Consider the following 20,596-nt stretch of genomic DNA (forward strand, 5'->3'; position numbering starts at 1 on the left):
CACCGTGAGCGAGGCCTTCAGCCCGGCGGGACGGCCTGGATAGCCTTCGGTGTCATGAGAATCGGCGTGAACGTACCGAACTTCGGGCCCGGCACCGACCCGGCCACGCTGCGGCGATGGGCGCAGACCGTCGAGGGCCTCGGCTACGACCTGCTGATGATCTCCGACCACGTCGCGATCACCCCCGACGTCGCCCAGCAGTACCCGGGGCCCTTCTACGAGCCGTTCACCACGCTCTCCTGGCTGGCCGGGATCACCACGCGGGTCAGGCTCGGCACCTCGGTGCTCATCGTGCCGTACCGGCATCCGCTGGTGATGGCCCGGATGGCGGCCAACCTCGACCGGTTCAGCGACGGCCGGCTGGTGCTCGGCGTGGGCATCGGCTGGGCACGGCAGGAGTTCGACGCGCTCGGGGTGCCGTTCGAGCGGCGCGGACGGCTGACCGACGACCACCTGCTGGCCATGCGCGCCGCCTGGTCGGCCGCTGACGACTACCGCGCCGGGCCCATCCCGTTCTGGGTCGGCGGCAACGGCGAGGCCGGGCTGCGCCGCGCCGTACGGCTGGGCCAGGCGTGGCACCCCCTGCGCAACACCCTGCCCTGGCTGCGCGAGGCCGCCGGGCGGCTGGCGGACGTCGCCGGCGAGCTCGGCCGCCCCGTGCCCGCGTTCGCCCCGCGCATCCTGCTGCGGCTGACCGCCGAGCCGGTCACCGGGCCCGGCCGCCACGCCGGCGAGGGCACCCTCGACCAGGTCCTGGCCGACCTCGACGCGCTGCGGCAGCTGGGCGCCGACACCGTCGTGCTCGACCCGTTCGCCGGCGACCCCGCCGAGACGCTGCACCCCCAGACGGCCTGGCACGCGCTCGCCGCCGTGGCCGGCCACTGGGACCTGGAATCCCGCGACCCGTCCAAGGAGGACGACGACGATGACCCCCGATGACGAGACCCTGCTGCGCCGGGCCATCGAGCTGGCCGCCCGCGCCCGCGCGAACGGCGAGGCCCCCTTCGGCTCGCTGCTGGCCGGCCCCGGCGGCGAGGTGCTGGCCGAGGAGCACAACACGGTCCTCGGCGACCGCGACATCTCCGCCCACCCGGAGCTGAAGCTGGCCCGCTGGGCCGCTCGCGAGCTGACCCCGGAGGCCGCGGCCGCCACCACCATGTACACCAGCTGCCAGCCGTGCGGCATGTGCGCGGGCGCCATCGAACGCTCCGGCCTCGGCCGCGTAGTGTACGCCCTGTCGAACGAGCAGCTCGCCGGCCTGAAGACCGGCCCCGGCTGGCCGCACGTCCCGCAGGAGGGCCCGGCCCTGTACGCCGAGGCCAGCGCCCCGCTGGAGGGCTACTACCGCTGACCCGCGCGGCCCCGCCGGGGGCCGCCGATGGTAGTGCCTGCCCCACCATCAGGACGGGTGACAGCGGGGGTCCGCGGGAAGGCCGCCGCCGCGATGCTGAGGAGTGTTCACGCCCGCCTCACCAGCATCGGAGAGAGCCTTGACCGTGGTGGAAACCCCTCGCGCCGCGCCCCGGGGGAGCGACTTCGCGCAGCTGTCGCGCCGCATCGCCCAGGCGGGGCTGATGGAGCGGCGGCCCGCCTACTACGCGATCAGGATCGGCCTGGTGGCCGCCCTGTTCGCCGGAGGGTGGACGCTGTTCGCCGCGGTCGGCGACTCCTGGGGGCAGCTCGGCGTCGCGGCGCTGCTGGCCGTCGCCTTCGCCCAGGTCACGCTGCTGGCCCACGACCTGGCGCACGGCCAGGTGTTCCGGTCGCGGCGGCGCAGCAGGATCGCCGGGCTGGTGGTCGGGAACCTGACCGTCGGGCTCAGCTACGGCTGGTGGATGGACAAGCACACCCGCCACCACGCCAACCCCAACCACGAGGACCACGACCCCGACGTCGCGCCCGACATCCTCATCTGGTCGCGGCGGCAGGCCGAGGCCAGCCGCGGGCTGCCCCGCTTCATCGGCCGCTGGCAGGCGTTCCTGTTCTTCCCCCTGCTAACCCTGGAGGGCCTGAACCTGAAGGTGGCCGGCTTCCGCGCCCTGCGCAGGGTGAAGGGCGGACGCACCGAGGGGCTGCTGCTCGTCGCGCACAACCTGGCCTACCTCGCGGGGGTGTTCGCGGTGCTGCCGCCCGGCAAGGCGCTCGCCTTCCTCGCCGTGCACCAGGCCTGCTACGGCGTGTACCTGGGCTGCACGTTCGCGCCCAACCACAAGGGCATGCCGGTGCTCACCGCCGAGGACTCCCTGGACTTCCTCCGCCGCCAGGTGCTGACCTCCAGGAACGTGCGCGGCGGCCGGCTGATGAACGTCGCGCTCGGCGGGCTCAACTACCAGATCGAGCACCACCTGTTCCCCGGCATGCCCTCGGCCAACCTGCGCCGCGCCCGGCCCCTCGTGCGCGAGTACTGCCGCGAGCTCGGCGTCGCGTACGTCGAGTGCGGGCTCGTCGAGTCGTGGGCCCAGGCCATGCGGCACCTGCACGACGTCGGGGCGCCGCTGCGCGCCCCTCAGGAGGTGACCACCAGCTCCAGGCCCTCCTGATCCTCCCGGATCTCGTGGCCGGCCCCGGCCAGCACCATCCGCAGCGCGAGCAGGACCGCGGTGCGGATGGTCGCGTACTTCGCCAGGTGGGCGGCGGTGTCGGTGCCGGCCGGACCCCAGACGACCACCACGCCGCGGGACGGATCGAGCCAGACGGTGAGCCCCCCGTCGAGCGGCAGCAGGGACGGTTCGACGTTGAAACCCGCGTCGGTCAACTCCCGCCGGACCACCAGTTCCAGATCCGGCCCATCGCCTCGGGCGAAGTCCATCAGAGCCCGCTGCCCCCGCGCGGACACGCCGAACGCGCCGCCTGGTAAGTGTGGCGGTTGTGTAAGGATGGCGGCTGTGACCGCCGCGTCAGTCTGGCTGCGTCTGTCGCGGGCCGTCGTGTTCGCGACGGTCTGCGGCTTGGTGTCCGCGGCAGGGCACCTGCTGGCCGGTGGCGGGGCCGTCCCGCTCTGGGGCGGCGCGCTCGGGGTGCTGGCCGCCCTCGCCGCCGCGCTCACGATCAACGGCCGCGAGCGCGGCCCCGCGGCGATCCTGGCCGCCACCACGCTCACCCAGCTCGTGCTGCACCAGCTCTTCGAACGCCTCGCGCCCGCCACGGGCGCCGCCGCCGGGCACGGTCATCCCGCGCCCGCCATGGCGCTGGTCCACCTCACCGTGGCCGCGCTGACGGCCTGGTGGCTGCACCGCGGCGAGCGCGCGCTGTGGCTCGTGATCCGCCTGTCCGCCGCGCCGCCCCCGATCCTCGGGCCGCTCCTGCTCGCGCCGGTCGAGGCGTTGATCCCGCCGCGCCGCCCCGACGGGCGCCCTCCGGCGTACGCCGACGTCCCCACTCCGATGGGCAGGACCGCCTGCCGCGCGGTCACCCGGCGAGGACCACCCCGGCGGCTCCGCCTCCGCTGAAGCGCCGCGTCCGGTTCAGGACGCGTCCCCGTCCTCGCCCTTCCGTGCCCGGACGGCGCCCCTGCGCCGGTCCGGCCGTCCGCATCCGGAGTTCCCATGAAGCCCTCCTGGCCCTTCCGCCTGGCCGCGCTCGCCTGCGCGGCCCTCCTGGCGCTGCTGCCGTCCACCGCGGCGCTCGCCCACGACACGCTCAAGAGCAGCTCACCGGCCAAGAACGCGCAGCTGTCCGCGATCGAGCGGATCGAGCTGGAGTTCAACGCCCACGTCCAGTTCCCCTTCGTCGTGCTGCACGACGCGGCGGGCAAGGCCGTCGAGGTCGGCAAGCCCCGCGTCGAGGGGCCCAAGGTGTTCGCCGAGGTGCCCCGGCAGCCCGCGCCCGGTTCGTACGTGATCGCCTGGCGTGTCGTCTCCTCCGACGGCCATCCGATCGAGGGCGAAATCCCGTTCGTCATGAAAGGATCTACTTCTCAACCGGCAGCGGCGCCCTCGCCCGTCGAGGAACGGCCCGCCGCGACGGGCGTCCCCGGCTGGATCTGGGGCGGGCTGGCGGTGCTCGTCGTGCTGGGCGCGGTCCTCCTGATCAGGGGCGCGCGCCGCGGCCCTGACCGGGAGGACGTGGATGCTGGTTGAGCGGGCCAGGCAGCTCGCGCGGCAGTGGGTGCTCGACGAGGGCGCCCGCCTGCCCGGGTTCGAGGGGGCGTTCCTGACCGGGTCCGCGCTGTGGGCGGCCCCGGGCACGGAGCTCGGCCCCACGTCCGACGTGGACGTGATGGTGCTCGCCGACCCGCCGCCCGCGATCGGCAAGTTCCGCTACGAGGGCGTCCTGCTGGAGGTCTCCGGCATCGCCCGCATCGGCTCCACCCACGAGGTGCTGAGCGACTACCACCTGGCCGGCAGCTTCCACCTGCCCAGCGTGCTGGCCGACCCGACCGGGCGGCTCGGCGAGATCCAGCGCCTGGTGGCCCGCGACTTCGCCGAGCGGCCCTGGATCATCGCCCGCTGCACGCAGGCGATGGACCGGGTGCGCGGCTGGATCAACTCCATGGACGAGAACGCGCCCGTCCCCGAGCAGGTGGCGTCCTGGCTGTTCGGCACGGGCGTGACGACGCACGTCCTGCTGGTCGCCGGGCTGCGCAACCCGACCGTGCGCCGCCGGTACGCCGCCGTGCGCGAGCTGCTGGCCGGGCACGGCCGGCTCGACTGGCACGAGCACCTGCTCGAACTGCTGGGCTGCGCGCGGATGACCCCCCAGCGGGTGGAGCGGCACCTGGCGGCCCTGGAGGCGGTCTTCGACGCGACGGCCGGGCTGGAGGCGCCCTCCTACCGCTTCACCTCCGACATCACGCCGCAGGCGCGTCCGATCGCCATCGACGGCAGCCGCGAGCTCGTCGCCGCCGGGCTCCACCGGGAGGCGGTGTTCTGGCTGGTCGCCACGTACGCGCGCTGCCTGGACAAACGCGCCGCCGCCGGCGCGCCGGCCGGGTACGAGGAGGGCTTGCAGGAGCTGCTGGCCGACCTGGGCGCCGAGACGTTCGCCGACCGGCGCCGCCGCGGCGACCACGTGCTGGCCGCCCTGCCCAGCCTGTGGCAGACGGCCATGGCACTGTGCTGACGGCCCCCCGAGCCGCCCGTCTCAGGTCCGGCGCAGCGAGCGGGTCAGACCGGCGGCGATCGTCGTGGCCAGCACCCACCCGGCCATGATGAGCCCCCAGGCCAACCACTGAGCGCCGCCCTGCGGGTTGTAGGCCTTCTCCTGCCCGAGGTCGATGATCGGCAGCAGCAGGTCCAAGGTGTAGACCAGCGCGTGGAACGGCGGCGCCTCGCCCGGCTTCAGCGGCGGCGGCACGTCGAGCCCGAACACGACCGTGCCCGCGGCCAGCAGCGCGGCCAGCCAGGCCGCCGCGCGCAGGGGGCGGAAGCCGTAGCCGACGGTGGCGTCCTGGAGGTGGCCCCAGAAGCGGGCGTACCCGGGAAGCGCGGCGCGGCGTCGCCGCTGGCCGGCCAGCAGCGTCTCGCGGGCGTCGGCGTCGGCGCCGAGCCGCCGGTACATCGCGGCCAGCTGCTCGTAGGCGCCCGGCAGGTAACCGTCGGGGTCGGCACGCAGCCAGCGCAGCCGCCCGGCGGCCGGCAGCATGGGGTCGAGCACCTCGTACGACAGCCCGTCCATGCGCATCGCCCGCGGCCACCCGGCGGGGTCGTCACGCAGGACGCCGATCCGCGCGTACCGTAACTCCACCACCCCCTCGACCGGCGCGGCCGTGCGCAGCGCCAGCTCGCGGGCCTCCAGCCGCCAGCACTTCAGCGCCACCTCGCCGGGCGCCGACAGGGTGGCGTCGTCGAGGCACAGGCGGCTGCCGACCTGGGCGCTGGTCAGCCTGATCCGGCCGCGGGCGGAGAAGCCGTCGCAGAGGTTGAGCACCTTGCCCACCGACAGGCCGTTGGCCGACAGCGCGGCCCCGCCGGGGTTGACCAGGGTCGCGCCCTCGAAGTGCGCCGGGCCGGTGACCGTGGCGTCGAGCAGGCTGAACTCGCCCTCGGCGCGCAGCCCCCGCCAGGCCAGCAGCGAGCCGTTCACGGTGAGGCCGTCGGCGGCGACCACCACGCCGCCCGGGGCGCTCAGCCGCGCGCCCTCCAGGCCGAGGGTGCCGCCGATGACCGAGCGGCCGAGGCGCACCTGCCCCTCGGCCGTCAGCCCGGCCAGGAAGAGCCCCGCCTCGGCGTTGAGCCCGGTGGCGCGCAGCGCGAGCCCGCCCGGCCGCCGGATGCGCGAGCCGCGTAACGTGAGCGGGCCGGACACGCGGGCGAACCGCAGGCTGACCTCGCCGTCGGCCTCCACGTCCCGCGCGAACAGCCCGACCTGGACGATCACGTTGGACGCCTCCAGGGCCGTGCCGCCCGGCGCGTTGAGGCGGGCGCCGTCCAGCTCGACCGCGCCGCCGATCCGGGCGGAGGCCAGGACGAGCGTGCCGTCGCAGGCGAAGCCGTCCTGGGCGCGCAGGTGACCGGCCACGTCGAGGTGCTCGCCGTTGAGCGCCGTGCCCGCCGGATGGCTCAGGCGGGCGCAGTTGAGCACGAGGTTGCCGCTGATCCGGCCGCCGGGCAGCCGCAGCTCGCCGGTGACGTGGCTGCCCGCCAGCCGCAGGTTGCCCTCGACCTGGACGTTCGAGGCGGTCAGGCCGGGCAGCAGCGAGCCGCTGAAGCTGAGGAAGCGGGTGCGGGCGTGGTAAAGGTCGGGGGCGGCGTCGAAGGCGCAGCCCTGGAAGGTGACGGGGAAGGGGAGCTCGGCGAACGCCAGGTTGAGCGCGCCGGTGATCCGCGCCCCCGCCAGGATAAGCCGCGGCTTGGCGGCGGGCTCGTCGAACCCGCCGAGCAGCAGCCCGGCCAGCACCTCGCCCCGGACCGTGCGGCCGGGGCCCCAGGACGCGGCCGTGGCCGGGTCGTCGGCGGCAGGGTCGCCGGTGCGCAGGTCGACGGCGCGGCCGTGGGCGAGCGCGGCGGCCACGGCCCGCTCGGCGTCGTTGAGATCGGCGATCGGCACACCGCCATCATCGCCGACCCCGCCTCAGGAGCGGACCTCAAGGCCCGGGGCCTCAGGAGCTGGCCTCCAGACCCGGGGCCTCAGGAGCGGACCTCCAGGCCCAGGGCCTCGGCGATGACCGTGGCCTGGAAGGGGTCGATGACCGCCTTCTTGAGCGTGACCGTGTGCGGGTCGAGCGTGCTCAGGTCGCTGCCGCGCAGGTCGCAGCCGGTGAGGTCGGCGCCGTGCAGCCAGGCCCCCGACAGGTCGGCCCGGCGCAGCTCGGCCCCGGCGAGCCGGGCCCCGGTCAGGTCGGCCTCCCGCAGCCGGACGCCGTGGAAGGCGCTGCCGCGCAGGTCGGCGCCGGGCAGCCCGGTGTAGGACCAGTCGCCGCCGTCGACCTTCAGCAGCCCGAAGGTGCAGCCGTCGAACACGCTGCCGGTCAGCTTGCACCCCCTGAACGTGGCGTCGAACAGGGAGCACCGGCTGAACAGGCAGTTGAGGAAGCGCGCGTCCTCGTGGGTGGAGACGTTGAGCCGCACGTTCCTGAACGTGCACTCCTCGAACGACGCCCCCTGGTCGACCAGCTCGGTCAGGTCGACGCCCTGGAACAGGACCCGGTGGAAGGTCTCACCGGCGATCTCCGTCCTGTCCCAGTCGTCGGCGTGGATCGTCGTCTCGATCGGGGGCGCGGGCACCCCGTGCTTACGGTCGGCCATGCGAACAAACTAGCGGATCACGCCTTGTTCGCGATGGCCGTGATGAGCGGCTGGACGAGCTTGGCCGCCAGCGGCCCGAACGCCGCCAGGATCAGCACGTACGCCGCCGCCAGGGCCCCGAGGTCGGGATGGGCCCCGGCGCCCACCGCCAGGCCCGCGATGACGATGTTGAACTCGCCGCGCGGGATGAGGGCGATGCCCGCCCGTGCCTGACCGGCCTTGCCGATGCCCGCCCGTCTGGCCGCGTACGCGCCCGTCAGGAGCTTGGTCACCATGCTCACCAGCGCCAGCAGCGCGGCCAGCCCCGCCACCGGCAGGATCTTCGCCGGATCGGTCTGCAACCCGAAGAAGACGAAGAACACCGCCGCGAACAGGTCGCGCAGCGGCGCGAGCAGCGCCTGCGCGTCGTGCGCGAGCTGCCCCGACAGCGCGATCCCGACCAGGAACGCGCCGACCGCCGCCGAGACCTGCAGCTGCTGGGCCAGCCCGGCCACCAGCAGCGCCAGCCCGACCACCTTCAGCAGCAGCACCTCGGAGTTGGGGCTCGACACGAACGCCTCGATGAAGCGTCCGAAGCGCAGCGCCACGACGAGCACGACGCTCACCGTGCCGAGCGCGATGCCGACCGAGATCGCCCCGCTGACCAGGCTCAGGCCCGCCAGCAACGTGGTGAGGACCGGCAGGTAGACCGCCATGGTCAGGTCCTCGAACACCAGCAGGGACAGCACCGTCGGCGTCTCCCTGTTACCGATCCAGCCCAGATCGGACAGCACCTTGGCGGTGATGCCGGAGGAGGTGGCGTAGGTGACGCCCGCCATGGCCACCGCCGCGACCGGCCCCCAGCCCAGCAGCAAGGCGCAGATCGCGCCGGGGGCGGCGTTCAGCACGAGGTCGACGATGCCGGCCCGCGCGTTGCTCGTGAGGCTGGTGACCAGTTCGTCGGCGTTGTACTCCAGACCGAGCGTCAGCAGCAGCAGGACGACGCCCAGCTCCGCGCCGACCGAGATGAACTCCTCGCTGGTCGCCAGCGGCAGCACGCCTCCCGTGCCGAACGCCAGACCGGCGATGAGGTAGAGCGGGATCGGTGAGATGCCGACGCGCAACGCGAGCGCGCCCAGAACCCCCAGACCCAGAAGAACAGCACCGAACTCGAGAAAGATGACCGCGGTTTCGTGCACCCGCGGTCCTACCCGTCAGCCAGGATGCCGGCGACGTCCGCGGTGCTGTCCGCGCTTCCCACCACGACCACGACGTCGCCCTCGCGGAAGACGAAGTCGGGGCCGGGGCTGGCGAACACCTGGCCGCCGCGGACCACGGCGACGATGGAGGCGCTGGTACGGGTCCTGACCCGGGCCTCGCCCATGGCGCGCCCGGCGTAGGGGGAGCCGGACGGGATGGGGAGCTGGACGCTCACCAGCCCTTCGACCTGCTGGTGCAGCTGGTTGAGCCGCTGCACGATGCGGGGGGCGCCGAGGAGCTCGGCCAGGGCGTCGGCCTCCTCGTCGTTCAGCTTGACCGTCTGACAGGCGCGGTCGGGGTCGTCCTTGTCGTAGATCACCAGGTCGCGACGGCCGGTGCGGTGCGAGACGATGCCTACCCGCTGGCCGGCGCGGGTGGTGAAATCGTGCCGAAGCCCGATGCCCGGCAACGCTGTCTGCTCAACCTCCACCTATCCCACCCATCCCAAAAAATACGCATATTTCTGGACAACACTACCAACGGTCTCCGCCCGCTTGACCTCCTCGTATCCAGCCCTCGCATGCCGTCCGGCGGTCTCCGGCCGCCCGCGGCGTCACCCGTCCGGCCCGCGCGGGAACAGGAGGCGCGGGCGGGACGCGGGTGGGAAGATGCCGGGGACGTTGCCGCGGGAGAGGCGAGACGAAGCCATGCCGACCACTTCCTCCATCCGGCTGCTGCTCGTGGAGGACCACGCGATGGTGGCCGAGGCCATCGGCCTGGCGCTCGGCCGGGCGCCGGGCATCGAGGTCGTGGCGCAGGCGGGCACGGTCGCCGCCGCCCTCGCCGCGGCCGCCCGCCGCCGGCCCGACGTCGTGGTGCTCGACCGGCGGCTGCCCGACGGCGACGGCGTCGAGGCGATCAGCCGGTTCGCGGCGGTCGCGCCCGGGGCCCGGGTGCTGGTGCTCACCGGGGAGGCCACCGCCTCCGTCGCCGCGCGGGTGGTGGAGGCGGGCGGGGCGGGCCTGCTGGTGAAGTCGTCCAGGCTGGAGGAGCTGGAGTCGGCGGTGCGCGAGGTGGCCGCCGGCGGCGTGGTGTTCGCGCCGGGCCTGCTGCCCGGCGTGCTCGACCGGCTGACCGGCCGGGTGCGGAGCCCGGGTGCGGCGCTGACCGCGCGCGAGCGCGAGACGCTGCGGCTGCTGGCCGAAGGGGCGAGCACGGACGAGATCGGCGCGCGGCTCGGCGTGGCCCGCAACACCGCGCGCAACCACGTCCAGCACGTCCTGGAGAAGCTCGGGGCCCGGTCCAAGCTGGAGGCCGTGGCCGTGGCGCGCCGGGAAGGGCTGCTCGACTGACGCAGACGCACCAGAGGGCGCCCCTCATCCGCACCGGTAGAGGTGGTTCCACTGCGTCTCGTGATCAGTCCTTTACTGCCCGACAGTAGGAGGATGGGCAGTTTCGCTGCGCCGTACCAGGTGGACACCCAGCTGCCGGAAGAGATGGGCAGCATCACCGCGGCCCGACAGAGAGCACGTGAGGTGCTGGCCGCGTGCGGCTACCGCGGGCGCCGCGAGGACGTCCTGCTCGTGGTCTCCGAGCTGGTGACCAACGCGCTCGTGCACGGCGACGGCCCGCCCGCCTTACGCATCCGCTGCACCCCCTCCCACGTGCGGATCGAGGTGCGCGACTGCGGCCACCGCCTGCCCGAGCCGCGCGAGCCCGGGCCGGACAACGGCTGGGGCCTGCACGTCATCGAGCTGCTGTCCACCGGCTGGGGCGTCTCCCGCGCCGAGGGGGGCGGCGAAGGCGGCAAGGTGGTGTGGTGCGAGCTGGCGCCGCACGTCGTCGCGCCCGCCCAGGAGCGCTCCAGGGCATGATCGAGTTTCGGTCTGCCGCCGGGCCGTGCGAAGCTGCAGTATGCCCGGTCAAGACAGGCAGTCAGAGGACATCCAGCTGCTCGTCCGCAGCGTCGTCGACTACTCGATCTGTCTCCTCGACCCCGCGGGCCATGTGACCAGCTGGAACGCCGGCGCCGAGCGCATCAAGGGCTACCGCGCCGAGGAGATCATCGGCCGGCACTTCTCGGTGTTCTACCCGCCCGAGGACGTCGCGGCCGGTCGTCCGGAACAGCTGCTGGGCCGCGCGGCGGCGGCCGGCCGGGTGGCCGACGAGGGCTGGCGCGTCCGCAAGGACGGCGCCCGGTTCTGGGCGCGCGTGGTCATCACCGCCCTGCGCGACGAGCGGGGCCTGCTGCGCGGGTTCGGCAAGGTCACCGGCGACCTGACCGAGCGCCGCCTGGCCGAGCAGGCGATGCGCGACAGCGAGGAGCGCTTCCGCCTGCTGGTCCAGAACGTCGTCGACTACGCCATCTTCATGCTCGACGCCCAGGGCCGGATCGTCAGCTGGAACGCCGGCGCCGAGCGCATCAAGGGCTACCGCGCCGAGGAGATCATCGGCCGCCACTTCTCGGTCTTCTACCCGCCCGAGGACGTCGCGGCCGGCAAACCCGCCATGGAGCTGGAGGTCGCCGTCGCCGACGGCCGGTGGGAGGAGGAGGGCTGGCGCGTCCGCAAGGACGGCACCAGGTTCTGGGCCAGCGTGGTCATCACCGCCCTGCACGACGACCGCGGCGAGCTGCGCGGGTTCGGCAAGGTCACCCGCGACCTGACCGAGCGCCGCAACGTGGCCCGCGCCCTCGACGAACGCGGCATGCTGCTGGCCCACCTGGTCCGCGCCCAGGAGGTCGAACGCCGGCGCATCGCCTACGACGTGCACGACGACACGATCCAGTCCATGGTCGCCGTCGGCATGCGCCTGCGCGCGATGGAGAGCGGCCTCGCCGGTGAGCGGGCCGCCGAGGTGCGCGGCATCGGCGAGGCCGTCGAGGCCGCCGTCGCCCGCCTGCGCGACCTGACCTTCGAGCTGCGCCCGCCGGCCCTCCACGAGGAGGGCCTGGTCGAGGGCCTGGCCGGCTACCTGCGGCAGGTGACGGCCGGCACCGGCCTGTCGTTCGAGATCGACCACCGCCTCGACGCCGACCCGCCGCCCGAGGCCGCCGTCACCATCTTCCGGATCTGCCAGGAGGCGATCACCAACGTGCGCAAGCACGCCCGCGCCACCTCGATCAGGCTCTCGCTGGTCTCGCTCGACCGCGGCGTGCACGTGCGCGTCGCCGACGACGGCGCCGGGCTGCCGCCGGGCGCCGAGGGGCCGCTGCGCCACTTCGGGCTGATCGAGATGCGCGAACGGGCCGAGATCGCGGGCGGCTGGTGGAGCCTGACCGACCGGCCGGGGGCCGGGACCACCGTGGACTTCTGGGTCCCGGCCGTCCCGCACGCCTGACCGTCGCTCAGCTGCGGGGGAGCACCTCCAGGGACTGGCGGGCGATCTCCCACTCCTCGTCCGTGGGCACGACCAGCACCGCCACCTCCGCGCCCGGCGGCGAGACCGCCCGCTCCCCGGCCGGGCCGGCCGCGTTCAACGCGGGGTCCACGGTGATGCCGAGCCGGTCGAGCCCGGCCAGGGACTCCGCGCGGGTGGCCGCGTCGTGCTCGCCGACGCCGCCGGTGAACACGATCGCGTCCAGGCGGCCGAGCAGGGCGTAGTACGCGCCCACGTACTTGCGGATGCGCCGGGTGTAGACCTCCAGGGCCAGCCGGGCCTCCTCGTCGCCGCGGGCCCGCACCTCGCGCATGTCGAGCGTCCCGGCCAGGGCGCGCAGGCCGCCCTCGTGGCTGAGCGCGCGCTCCACCTCCTCGCCGCCCATGCCGCGCACCCGCGCCAGGTAGCCGGCGATCGCGGGGTCCACGTCGCCGGAACGGGTGCCCATCACCAGCCCCTCCAGCGGGGTCAGCCCCATGGAGGTGTCCACGCTGCGCCCGCCGGACATCGCCGTCGCGCTGGCGCCGTTGCCCAGGTGCAGCACGACCAGGTCGAGGCCGGCCAGGTCGCGGCCGAGGAGGGCGGCGGCGCGGCGGGAGACGTAGGCGCACGAGGTGCCGTGGAAGCCGTAGCGGCGCACGCCGAGCTCCCGCCAGGCCCGCGGCACCGCGTACGTGTACGCCTGCGGCGGCAGCGTGAGCTGGAACGCCGTGTCGAACACCGCCACCTGCGGCACGCCGGGGAACGCCGCCCGCGCCACCCGGATCCCGGCCAGGTTCACCGGGTTGTGCAGCGGCGCGAGCGGCGCCAGCTCCTCGATCGCGGCGATCACCTCGTCGTCGACCAGCGCCGGGCCGGTGAAGCGGGTGCCGCCGTGCACGACCCGGTGCCCGACCGCGACCGGCTCCAGCTCGGGCCCGGCCCGCGCGAACGCCTCCAGCATCGCCGCCAGCCCCTCGGCGTGCCCGGCGAACCGCTCCTCCCGCACGTACGGCGGCCCGCCGTCCGCGTGGTGCGTCAGCCGCCCCCGGTCCTCGCCGATGCGCTCCACCAGCCCGCGCGCGGGCCGCTCCCGGGTGCGCACGTCCACCAGCTCGTACTTGATGGAGGAGGAGCCGGTGTTCAGGACGAGTATTCGGCCGGCCATGTCCACGACCTGATCTCCGCCGGGTCCTCGCCGTGCTCCCTGGTGTACGCGCGGGCCCGCAGCCGCGCGTCGCTCATCCGCTGACGCAGGTGCGCGGCCTTGGAGCCGAGCCCCGGCACCCGGTCGATGACGTCGATGACCAGGTGGTAGCGGTCGATGTCGTTGAGCATGGCCATGTCGAACGGCGTGGTCGTGGTGCCCTCCTCCTTGTAGCCGCGCACGTGCATGTTGGCGTGCCCGGTGCGGCGGTAGGCGAGCTGGTGGATGAGCGAGGGGTAGCCGTGGAAGTTGAAGATGATCGGCCGGTCCACGGTGAACAGCGTGTCGAACTCGGCGTCCGGCATGCCGTGCGGATGCTCCGACCGTGGTTGCAGCCGCATCAGGTCCACCACGTTGACGACCCGCACCTTCAGCTCCGGCAGGTGCTCGCGCAGCAGCGCCGCGGCGGCCAGCGTCTCCTGGGTCGGCACGTCGCCCGCGCAGGCCAGCACGACGTCCGGCTCGCTGCCCTGGTCGGTGGAGGCCCACGGCAGGATGCCCAGGCCCCGCGTGTTGTGCGCGATCGCCTCCTCCATGGTGAACAGGTCCAGCACCGGCTGCTTGCCCGCCACGATCACGTTGACGTAGTCGCGCGAGCGCAGGCAGTGGTCGGCCACCGACAGCAGGGTGTTGGCGTCCGGCGGCAGGTAGACCCGCACGACCGACGCCTTCTTGTTGACGACCACGTCCAGGAAGCCGGGGTCCTGGTGGCTGAAGCCGTTGTGGTCCTGCCGCCACACGTGCGACGACAGCAGGTACGTCAGCGACGCCACCGGCCGCCGCCACGAGATCTTCTGCGACGACTCCAGCCACTTGGCGTGCTGGTTGAACATGGCGTCGATGATGTGGATGAACGCCTCGTAGCAGTTGAACAGGCCGTGCCGGCCGGTCAGCAGATAGCCCTCCAGCCAGCCCTGGCACAGGTGCTCGCTCAGCACCTCCATCACCCGGCCGCCCGGGGCCAGGTTCTCGTCCGTGGGCAGCAGCTCGGCCTCCCACGCCCGGTCGGTGACCTCGAACACGTCCTGCAGCCGGTTGGAGGCGGTCTCGTCGGGGCCCAGCAGCCGGAAGTTGCGCGGGTTCCCGGCGATCACGTCGCGCAGGAACCCGCCGAGCACCCGCGTCGGCTCGGTCAGCTGGGTAGCCGGGGACTTGACCTCGACCGCGTGCCGGCGGAAGTCCGGCAGCCGCAGCGGCTGCAGCAGCTCGCCGCCGTTGGCGTGCGGGTTGGCGCTCATCCGCAGCGGCCCCCGCGGCACCGTCGCCAGCACCTCCTCGACCGGCTTGCCGTCGGAGCCGAACAGCTCCTGCGGCCGGTACGAGCGCATCCACTCCTCCAGCATCGCCAGGTGCGCCGGGTTCTCCCGGACCCCGGCCAGCGGCACCTGGTGGGCCCGCCAGGTGCCCTCGACCGGCTTGCCGTCCACCTCGCGCGGACCGGTCCAGCCCTTCGGCGTGCGCAGCACGATCATCGGCAGCCGCCGGTCCTGGCCGTCCTTGTACTCGGCCAGCTCGTCGAAGACGGTGTCGAGGGTGGCGGCCATCTCCTCGTGCGAGGGGCCGACGAGGTGGGGGCGGTAGCCGTACCCCTCCATGAGCTTGAACAGGTCCTGCTCGGGGATGCGGGCGAGCACGGTGGGGTTGGCGATCTTGTAGCCGTTCAGGTGCAGGATGGGGAGGACGACGCCGTCGCGCCGGGGGTCGAGGAACTTGTTGGAGTGCCAGCTCGCGGCCAGCGGGCCGGTCTCGGCCTCGCCGTCGCCGATGACGCAGGCGACCACCAGGCCGGGGTTGTCGAACGCGGCGCCGTAGGCGTGGGCCAGGGAGTATCCCAGCTCGCCGCCCTCGTGGATGGAGCCGGGGGTCTCGGGCGCGACGTGGCTGGGGATGCCGCCGGGGAAGGAGAACTGGCGGAACAGCCGCCGCATGCCCTCGACGTCCTGCGAGACGTCCGGATAGCGCTCGGTGTAGGAGCCCTCCAGCCAGGCGTGCGCGACGGCGGCGGGCCCGCCGTGGCCGGGACCGGCGATGTAGATCATGTCCTGGTCGCGCTCGGAGATCACCCGGTTGAGGTGGGCGAAGCAGAAGTTCAGCCCCGGGGTGGTGCCCCAGTGGCCGAGCAGCCGCGGCTTGATGTGCTCGGGGCGCAGCGGCTCGGCCAGCAGCGGGTTGTCCAGCAGGTAGATCTGCCCGACGGACAGGTAGTTGGCCGCCCGCCAGTACGCGTCTATGTGGTCCATGCCCTTGCCCATTCCTCCGCAGGCGGTGCTGAATCCCCGGGCTGCCGATAATGTGCCGTCACATGGCGCTGCGCAGTTCCCTCTGGTACTCCGGTGACGACAGGAACTCCTACATCCACCGGGCCTGGATGCGCCGCGGCCTGCCGCGCGAGGCGTTCGAGGGCGAGCGGCCGCACATCGCGATCGCCAACAGCGCCTCCGACCTCGCGCCCTGCAACTCCCACCTCGACGAGGTCGCCCGCGGCGTCATGAACGGCGTGTGGGCGGCCGGGGGCGTGCCGCTCGACCTGCCGGTCCTGTCGCTGGGCGAGACGAACGTGCGCCCGACCGCCATGCTCTGGCGCAACCTGGCCGCGATGGCCGCCGAGGAGCTGCTGCGGGCCAACCCGATCGACGGCGTGGTGCTGCTCGGCGGCTGCGACAAGACCGTTCCGGCGCTGCTCATGGCCGCCGCCTCGGTCGACCTGCCGGCGCTCGTCGTGCCCGGCGGGCCCATGCTGACCGGCCACTTCCGCGGCGTGCCGCTCGGCTGCGGCACCGACGTGTGGCGGCTCAGCGAGGAGGTGCGGGCCGGCACGCTCTCCCGCGAGGCGTTCCTCGCCTCCGAGTCGTCCATGATCCGCAGCCGTGGCCACTGCAACACGATGGGCACCGCCTCCACCATGGCCTGCATGGCCGAGGCGCTCGGCATGACGCTGCCCGGCACGGCCGGCACCCCGGCCCCCGACAGCCGCCTGCTGGAACGCGCGCACGACAGCGGCCGGCTGGCCGTCGAGCTGGTACGCGCGGGCCGCCGCCCCAGCCACGTCATGACCAGGGCCTCCTTCCTCAACGCCATCGTGACGCTGGCCGCGATCGGCGGCTCGACCAACGCGGTCGTGCACCTGCTGGCCATCGCCGGGCGGCTCGGCGTCGAGCTGAGCCTCGACGACTTCGACCGGGCCGGCGCGGGCGTGCCGCTGCTGGCCGACCTCCAGCCCGCCGGCCGCCATCTGATGGACGACCTGTTCCGGGCGGGCGGCCTGACCGCCCTGCTGCGGGAGGTCGAGGACCTGCTCGACCCCGCGGCGATCACCGTCACCGGCAGGCCGCTCGTCGAGCACCTGGCCGGCGCCGAGATCTGGGACGACACCGTGATCCGGCGGCGCTCCGACCCGCTGCTGCCCGACGCGGGCATCGCCGTGCTGCGCGGCAACCTCGCGCCCGACGGCGCCGTGATCAAGCCCGCGGCCGCCTCGCCGGAGCTGCTGCGCCACCGCGGCCGGGCGATCGTCTTCGACGGCGTCGAGGACGCCCGCGCCCGGCTCGACTCGCCCGGCCTCGACGTCGACGAGACCTCGGTGCTGGTGCTGCGCGGCTGCGGCCCCAGGGGCTACCCGGGCATGCCGGAGGTCGGCAACCTGCCGCTGCCGCGCAAGCTGCTGGCCAGGGGCGTGCGCGACATGGTGCGGGTCAGCGACGCCCGGATGAGCGGCACCGCGTACGGCACGGTCGTCCTGCACGCCTCGCCGGAGGCGGCGGCCGGCGGCCCGCTGTCGCGGGTGCGCACCGGCGACCCGATCGTGCTCGACGTGGCCGCCAGGAGGCTCGACGTCGACGTCCCGGAGGCCGAGCTGGCCGCCAGGGAACCGGTCATGACCGGCCACGCCCGGCCGGTCCGCGGCTGGGAGCGCCTGTACGTCGACCACGTCACCCAGGCGCACCTCGGCGCCGACCTCGACTTCCTGACGGGCTCCTCCGGCGACGCCCCCGGCCGGGAGTCCCATTGAGAGCAAAGAGTGCCCGGCGCCGTGCGCGGAATCTTCCCCGTGGGGTACGGGGTTCCCTACGGGAGCCCGGCTCAGCGGATCTCCCGCGAGTGCGGGACGATGTGATCAGGTTTGACGACGTATGAGGAGGAAGCGGTGAACGGCGACATCAGCCAGAGCCAGGAGTGGGCGGCTCTGGGCAAGCATCACGAGGAGCTGGCGGGAAAGCAGCTTCGTGAGCTGTTCGCGGAGGACCCGGGCAGGGCCGGGCGGATGACGGTGAGCACCGGGGACCTCTACCTCGACTACGCCAAGCACCGCGCCACCCAGGAGACGATCGACCTGCTGGTGGCCCTGGCCGAGCGGGCGGGCCTGCGCGAGCGCATCGCCGCGATGTTCGGCGGCGAGCACATCAACGTGAGCGAGGACCGCGCCGTCCTGCACGTCGCGCTGCGCATGCGGGAGAACGCCAAACTGGTCGTCGACGGCCAGGACGTCGTGGCCGACGTGCACGCGGTGCTGGACAAGATGAGCGCCTTCGCCGACCGCGTCAGGTCCAAGGAGTGGAAGGGCGCCACCGGGCAGCCGATCAGGACCGTGGTCAACATCGGCATCGGCGGGTCCGACCTCGGCCCGGCCATGGCCTACGAGGCGCTGCGCGACTACGTGGACGCCGGCGTCGAGGCCAGGTTCGTCTCCAACATCGACCCCGCCGACATCCTGGGCAACCTGCGCGACCTCGACCCGGCCACCACGCTGTTCGTGGTCGCCTCCAAGACCTTCACCACGCTGGAGACGCTGACCAACGCCAGGGTCGCCCGGTCCTGGCTGGTCGGCGCGCTGGGCGAGGACGCGGTCGCCAAGCACTTCGTGGCCGTCTCCACCAACGCAGAGAAGGTCGCCGAGTTCGGCATCGACACCGACAACATGTTCGGCTTCTGGGACTGGGTGGGCGGCCGCTACTCCTACGACGGCGCCATCGGCCTGTCGCTGATGATCGCCGTGGGGCCGGACCGGTTCCGCGAGATGCTGTCCGGCTTCCACAGCATGGACCAGCACTTCCGCACCGCGCCGTTCAACGCCAACATGCCGGTCCTGATGGCCCTGCTCGGCATCTGGTACACCGACTTCTTCGGCGCCGAGACCCGCGCCGTGCTGCCCTACAGCCAGCGGCTGCACCGCTTCCCGGCCTACCTCCAGCAGCTCACCATGGAGTCCAACGGCAAGTCGGTGCGCGCCGACGGCAGCCCGGTGACCGTCCCGACCGGCGAGATCTTCTGGGGCGAGCCGGGCACCAACGGCCAGCACGCCTTCTACCAGCTCCTGCACCAGGGCACCCGGCTCGTCCCGGCCGACTTCATCGGCTTCGCCGAGCCGTTCGAGGACCGCGAGGGCATGCACGACCAGCTCACCGCCAACCTGCTCGCCCAGACCAGCGCGCTGGCCTTCGGCAAGACCGCCGAGGAGATCGCGGGCGAGGGCACGCCGCCGGAGATCGTGCCGCACAAGGTGATGCCGGGCAACCGGCCCACCTCGACGATCCTGGCGACCAAGCTCACGCCGTCCACGCTGGGCCAGCTCGTCGCGCTCTACGAGCACATCGTGTTCGTCGAGGGCACGATCTGGGGCGTCGACTCCTTCGACCAGTGGGGCGTCGAGCTGGGCAAGAAGATGGCGCTCGACGTGGCGCCCGCGCTCACCTCCGACGAGCCGCCGCAGACCTTCCCCGACTCCTCGACCGAACAACTCGTGCGCAGGTACCGCGAGCTGCGCGGAAGGCGGGCCTAGAGATGGGGCGGGCGGGCGCGCTGGTCCTGTTCGGCGTCACGGGCGACCTCGCGCGCAAGATGCTGCTCCCCGCGCTCTACCACCTGACCGCCGACGGCAGGCTCGACCTGCCGATCATCGGCGTCGCCAAGACCGACATGGACCTCGACGCGCTGCGCGAGCACGCCCGCGAGGCGTGCGGCGGCGTCCAGGACGCGGCGTTCGAGAAGCTGGCCGGCAACCTGCGGCTGGTGGCGGGCGACTACCGCGACCCCGAGACGTTCGCGAAGCTGCGGCAGGAGGTCGAGGGCAAGGGGTTCCTCGTCCACTACCTGGCGGTGCCGCCCGCGCTGTTCTCCGTCGTCGCCGAGGGGCTGGCCGGCGCCGGGCTCAACCACGAGGCCAGGCTCGTGGTGGAGAAGCCGTTCGGGCACGACCTCGACTCCGCGCGCAGGCTCAACGACGAGCTGCTGAAGTACTTCGACGAGGACCACCTGCGGCGGGTCGACCACTTCCTGGGCAAGGAGCCGGTCGAGGACCTCATGGTGTTCCGGTTCGCCAACATGCTGCTCGAACCGCTGTGGAACCGGAACTACGTGCGCAGCGTGCAGATCACCATGGCCGAGGACTTCGACGTCGCCGACCGCGGCGGCTTCTACGACGCCAACGGCACGGTCCGCGACGTGGTCCAGAACCACCTGCTGCAACTGCTGGCCATCCTGGCGATGGACCCGCCGCCGTCCATGGACGCCCGCGCCCAGCTCGACGAGAAGTGGCGGGTGCTGCGCGCCGTCCAGGCCGTCGACCCGGCCCACGTCGTGCGCGGCCAGTACGACGGCTACCTCGACACCCCCGGCGTCCGGCCCGGCTCCACCACCGAGACGTTCGTCGCCATGCGGCTCTACATCGACAGCTGGCGGTGGGCGGGCGTGCCCTGGTGCATCCGTTCTGGCAAGGCGCTGCCCACCACCGACCTGGAGATCGTGGCCGAGCTGCGCAAGCCGCCGGTGACGATGTTCCGCGGCGGCGACGTGCCGCCGGGGCCCAACCTCATCAGGTTCCGGCTGCAGCCCGACGCCGGGGTGACCTTCGACGTGCTGGCCAAGGAGCCCGGCCGGCAGCGGACGATCCCGGTGCCGGTGAGCGTCGACTTCACCAAGGTGCTCGGGCCGATGGAGGCCGCCTACGAGCGCATCCTGACCGACGCCGTCAGCGGCGACCCGCGGCGCTTCGCCCGGTTCGACCTGGTGGAGGAGTCGTGGCGGATCGTGGGCCGGCTGCTCGACCTGCCCGACCAGCCGCTGCCGTACGAGAAGGGCACCTGGGGGCCCGAACCGGCGGAGAAGATCCCGCCGGGCGGCTGGCACGAGATCTCCACCACGTTCGACTAGCGGCCGATCCGGGTGAACGATG

Annotated in this window: 19 protein-coding genes; 12 read left to right on the top strand and 7 right to left on the bottom strand. The window is 73.3% G+C overall.

Features of this window, described 5'->3' with window-relative positions:
* Nucleotides 1-54: 54 nt before the first annotated feature.
* From ACIBK9_RS08480 to ACIBK9_RS08490, 3 genes are all read left to right on the top strand, one after another.
* Nucleotides 55-939, top strand: a complete 885-nt coding sequence (locus ACIBK9_RS08480) for an LLM class flavin-dependent oxidoreductase (protein WP_397156331.1) — start codon at nt 55-57, stop codon at nt 937-939.
* Nucleotides 926-1,351 (top strand): nucleoside deaminase, encoded by a 426-nt coding sequence (locus ACIBK9_RS08485; RefSeq protein ID WP_357976749.1) that lies wholly within the window; start codon nt 926-928, stop codon nt 1,349-1,351. Before ACIBK9_RS08480 ends, ACIBK9_RS08485 begins: the two co-directional genes overlap by 14 nt.
* Nucleotides 1,352-1,574: 223 nt before the next feature.
* The gene (locus tag ACIBK9_RS08490) at nt 1,575-2,540 is read left to right on the top strand and encodes a fatty acid desaturase family protein (protein ID WP_387670363.1); all 966 of its coding nucleotides are present in this window, start codon (nt 1,575-1,577) and stop codon (nt 2,538-2,540) included.
* Here ACIBK9_RS08490 and ACIBK9_RS08495 read toward each other — a convergent pair.
* The gene (locus ACIBK9_RS08495; RefSeq protein WP_397156333.1) at nt 2,507-2,809 is read right to left on the bottom strand and encodes a hypothetical protein; all 303 of its coding nucleotides are present in this window, start codon (nt 2,807-2,809) and stop codon (nt 2,507-2,509) included. The genes ACIBK9_RS08490 and ACIBK9_RS08495 overlap by 34 nt on opposite strands.
* Before the next feature lie 76 nt (nt 2,810-2,885).
* Between ACIBK9_RS08495 and ACIBK9_RS08500 the strand changes: the two genes are divergently transcribed.
* From ACIBK9_RS08500 to ACIBK9_RS08510, 3 genes are all read left to right on the top strand, one after another.
* A complete protein-coding gene (locus ACIBK9_RS08500) occupies nt 2,886-3,449 on the top strand; it encodes a hypothetical protein (protein WP_397156335.1) in 564 nt (187 codons plus the stop codon).
* Between the two features lie 96 nt (nt 3,450-3,545).
* Entirely contained in the window at nt 3,546-4,079 is a 534-nt protein-coding gene (locus tag ACIBK9_RS08505; protein WP_397156337.1) for a copper resistance protein CopC, read from the top strand.
* Nucleotides 4,069-5,061 carry a hypothetical protein gene (locus ACIBK9_RS08510; protein WP_397156339.1) on the top strand — a complete coding sequence of 331 codons (993 nt, stop codon included), beginning with the start codon at nt 4,069-4,071 and terminating at the stop codon, nt 5,059-5,061. The genes ACIBK9_RS08505 and ACIBK9_RS08510 overlap by 11 nt, the downstream gene beginning before the upstream one ends.
* A 21-nt stretch (nt 5,062-5,082) precedes the next feature.
* On the opposite strand, the gene ACIBK9_RS08515 is transcribed toward ACIBK9_RS08510, so the two are convergent.
* The 4 genes from ACIBK9_RS08515 to ACIBK9_RS08530 form a co-directional block, all read right to left on the bottom strand.
* Nucleotides 5,083-6,987: a hypothetical protein gene (locus tag ACIBK9_RS08515; RefSeq protein WP_397156341.1), complete on the bottom strand. Its 1,905-nt coding sequence runs from the start codon at nt 6,985-6,987 to the stop codon at nt 5,083-5,085.
* An 80-nt stretch (nt 6,988-7,067) separates the two neighbouring features.
* Complete coding sequence (locus tag ACIBK9_RS08520) at nt 7,068-7,685, bottom strand: pentapeptide repeat-containing protein (RefSeq protein WP_364337576.1); 618 nt, start codon at nt 7,683-7,685, stop codon at nt 7,068-7,070.
* Between the two features lie 17 nt (nt 7,686-7,702).
* Nucleotides 7,703-8,863, bottom strand: a complete 1,161-nt coding sequence (locus ACIBK9_RS08525; RefSeq protein ID WP_358286270.1) for a cation:proton antiporter — start codon at nt 8,861-8,863, stop codon at nt 7,703-7,705.
* A gap of 8 nt (nt 8,864-8,871) precedes the next feature.
* Nucleotides 8,872-9,354 (bottom strand): cation:proton antiporter regulatory subunit, encoded by a 483-nt coding sequence (locus ACIBK9_RS08530; RefSeq protein ID WP_358286272.1) that lies wholly within the window; start codon nt 9,352-9,354, stop codon nt 8,872-8,874.
* Nucleotides 9,355-9,571: 217 nt separating this feature from the next.
* On the opposite strand from ACIBK9_RS08530, the gene ACIBK9_RS08535 reads away from it, so the two are divergent.
* The 3 genes from ACIBK9_RS08535 (at nt 9,572) to ACIBK9_RS08545 (ending at nt 12,203) form a co-directional block, all read left to right on the top strand.
* Nucleotides 9,572-10,216 (top strand): response regulator transcription factor, encoded by a 645-nt coding sequence (locus ACIBK9_RS08535; protein WP_358286274.1) that lies wholly within the window; start codon nt 9,572-9,574, stop codon nt 10,214-10,216.
* Nucleotides 10,217-10,309: 93 nt separating this feature from the next.
* Entirely contained in the window at nt 10,310-10,738 is a 429-nt protein-coding gene (locus ACIBK9_RS08540) for an ATP-binding protein (protein ID WP_397156344.1), read from the top strand.
* Nucleotides 10,739-10,778: 40 nt separating this feature from the next.
* The gene (locus ACIBK9_RS08545) at nt 10,779-12,203 is read left to right on the top strand and encodes a PAS domain S-box protein (RefSeq protein WP_397156346.1); all 1,425 of its coding nucleotides are present in this window, start codon (nt 10,779-10,781) and stop codon (nt 12,201-12,203) included.
* A gap of 7 nt (nt 12,204-12,210) precedes the next feature.
* Here ACIBK9_RS08545 and ACIBK9_RS08550 read toward each other — a convergent pair whose 3' ends face one another.
* Nucleotides 12,211-13,389: an acetate/propionate family kinase gene (locus ACIBK9_RS08550; RefSeq protein WP_397156348.1), complete on the bottom strand. Its 1,179-nt coding sequence runs from the start codon at nt 13,387-13,389 to the stop codon at nt 12,211-12,213.
* Nucleotides 13,365-15,668 (bottom strand): phosphoketolase, encoded by a 2,304-nt coding sequence (locus tag ACIBK9_RS08555; RefSeq protein ID WP_397156350.1) that lies wholly within the window; start codon nt 15,666-15,668, stop codon nt 13,365-13,367. Before ACIBK9_RS08555 ends, ACIBK9_RS08550 begins: the two co-directional genes overlap by 25 nt.
* A gap of 62 nt (nt 15,669-15,730) precedes the next feature.
* On the opposite strand from ACIBK9_RS08555, the gene ACIBK9_RS08560 reads away from it, so the two are divergent.
* From ACIBK9_RS08560 to zwf, 3 genes are all read left to right on the top strand, one after another.
* The gene (locus ACIBK9_RS08560; protein WP_397156352.1) at nt 15,731-17,437 is read left to right on the top strand and encodes an IlvD/Edd family dehydratase; all 1,707 of its coding nucleotides are present in this window, start codon (nt 15,731-15,733) and stop codon (nt 17,435-17,437) included.
* Between the two features lie 135 nt (nt 17,438-17,572).
* Nucleotides 17,573-19,204, top strand: coding sequence for a glucose-6-phosphate isomerase (pgi, locus tag ACIBK9_RS08565; protein WP_397156354.1), 1,632 nt, complete (start codon nt 17,573-17,575; stop codon nt 19,202-19,204).
* A 2-nt stretch (nt 19,205-19,206) separates the two neighbouring features.
* Nucleotides 19,207-20,574 (top strand): glucose-6-phosphate dehydrogenase, encoded by a 1,368-nt coding sequence (zwf, locus tag ACIBK9_RS08570; RefSeq protein ID WP_387669435.1) that lies wholly within the window; start codon nt 19,207-19,209, stop codon nt 20,572-20,574.
* Nucleotides 20,575-20,596: the final 22 nt, after the last annotated feature.

Origin of the sequence: Nonomuraea sp. NPDC050227, from assembly GCF_044459705.1 — a bacterium.
Taxonomy (GTDB): Bacteria; Actinomycetota; Actinomycetes; order Streptosporangiales; family Streptosporangiaceae; genus Nonomuraea.

Bases quoted from the DNA above. Each gene is read 5' to 3' on its own strand.
- ACIBK9_RS08555 (WP_397156350.1), bottom strand. From the start codon at position 15,668: ATGGACCACATAGACGCGTACTGGCGGGCGGCCAACTACCTGTCCGTC.
- ACIBK9_RS08560 (WP_397156352.1), top strand. From the start codon at position 15,731: ATGGCGCTGCGCAGTTCCCTCTGGTACTCCGGTGACGACAGGAACTCC.
- ACIBK9_RS08490 (WP_387670363.1), top strand. From the start codon at position 1,575: ATGGAGCGGCGGCCCGCCTACTACGCGATCAGGATCGGCCTGGTGGCC.
- ACIBK9_RS08505 (WP_397156337.1), top strand. From the start codon at position 3,546: ATGAAGCCCTCCTGGCCCTTCCGCCTGGCCGCGCTCGCCTGCGCGGCC.
- ACIBK9_RS08535 (WP_358286274.1), top strand. From the start codon at position 9,572: ATGCCGACCACTTCCTCCATCCGGCTGCTGCTCGTGGAGGACCACGCG.
- ACIBK9_RS08495 (WP_397156333.1), bottom strand. From the start codon at position 2,809: ATGGACTTCGCCCGAGGCGATGGGCCGGATCTGGAACTGGTGGTCCGG.
- ACIBK9_RS08540 (WP_397156344.1), top strand. From the start codon at position 10,310: ATGGGCAGTTTCGCTGCGCCGTACCAGGTGGACACCCAGCTGCCGGAA.
- ACIBK9_RS08480 (WP_397156331.1), top strand. From the start codon at position 55: ATGAGAATCGGCGTGAACGTACCGAACTTCGGGCCCGGCACCGACCCG.
- ACIBK9_RS08485 (WP_357976749.1), top strand. From the start codon at position 926: ATGACCCCCGATGACGAGACCCTGCTGCGCCGGGCCATCGAGCTGGCC.
- zwf (WP_387669435.1), top strand. From the start codon at position 19,207: ATGGGGCGGGCGGGCGCGCTGGTCCTGTTCGGCGTCACGGGCGACCTC.
- ACIBK9_RS08520 (WP_364337576.1), bottom strand. From the start codon at position 7,685: ATGGCCGACCGTAAGCACGGGGTGCCCGCGCCCCCGATCGAGACGACG.
- ACIBK9_RS08545 (WP_397156346.1), top strand. From the start codon at position 10,779: ATGCCCGGTCAAGACAGGCAGTCAGAGGACATCCAGCTGCTCGTCCGC.
- ACIBK9_RS08550 (WP_397156348.1), bottom strand. From the start codon at position 13,389: ATGGCCGGCCGAATACTCGTCCTGAACACCGGCTCCTCCTCCATCAAG.
- ACIBK9_RS08510 (WP_397156339.1), top strand. From the start codon at position 4,069: ATGCTGGTTGAGCGGGCCAGGCAGCTCGCGCGGCAGTGGGTGCTCGAC.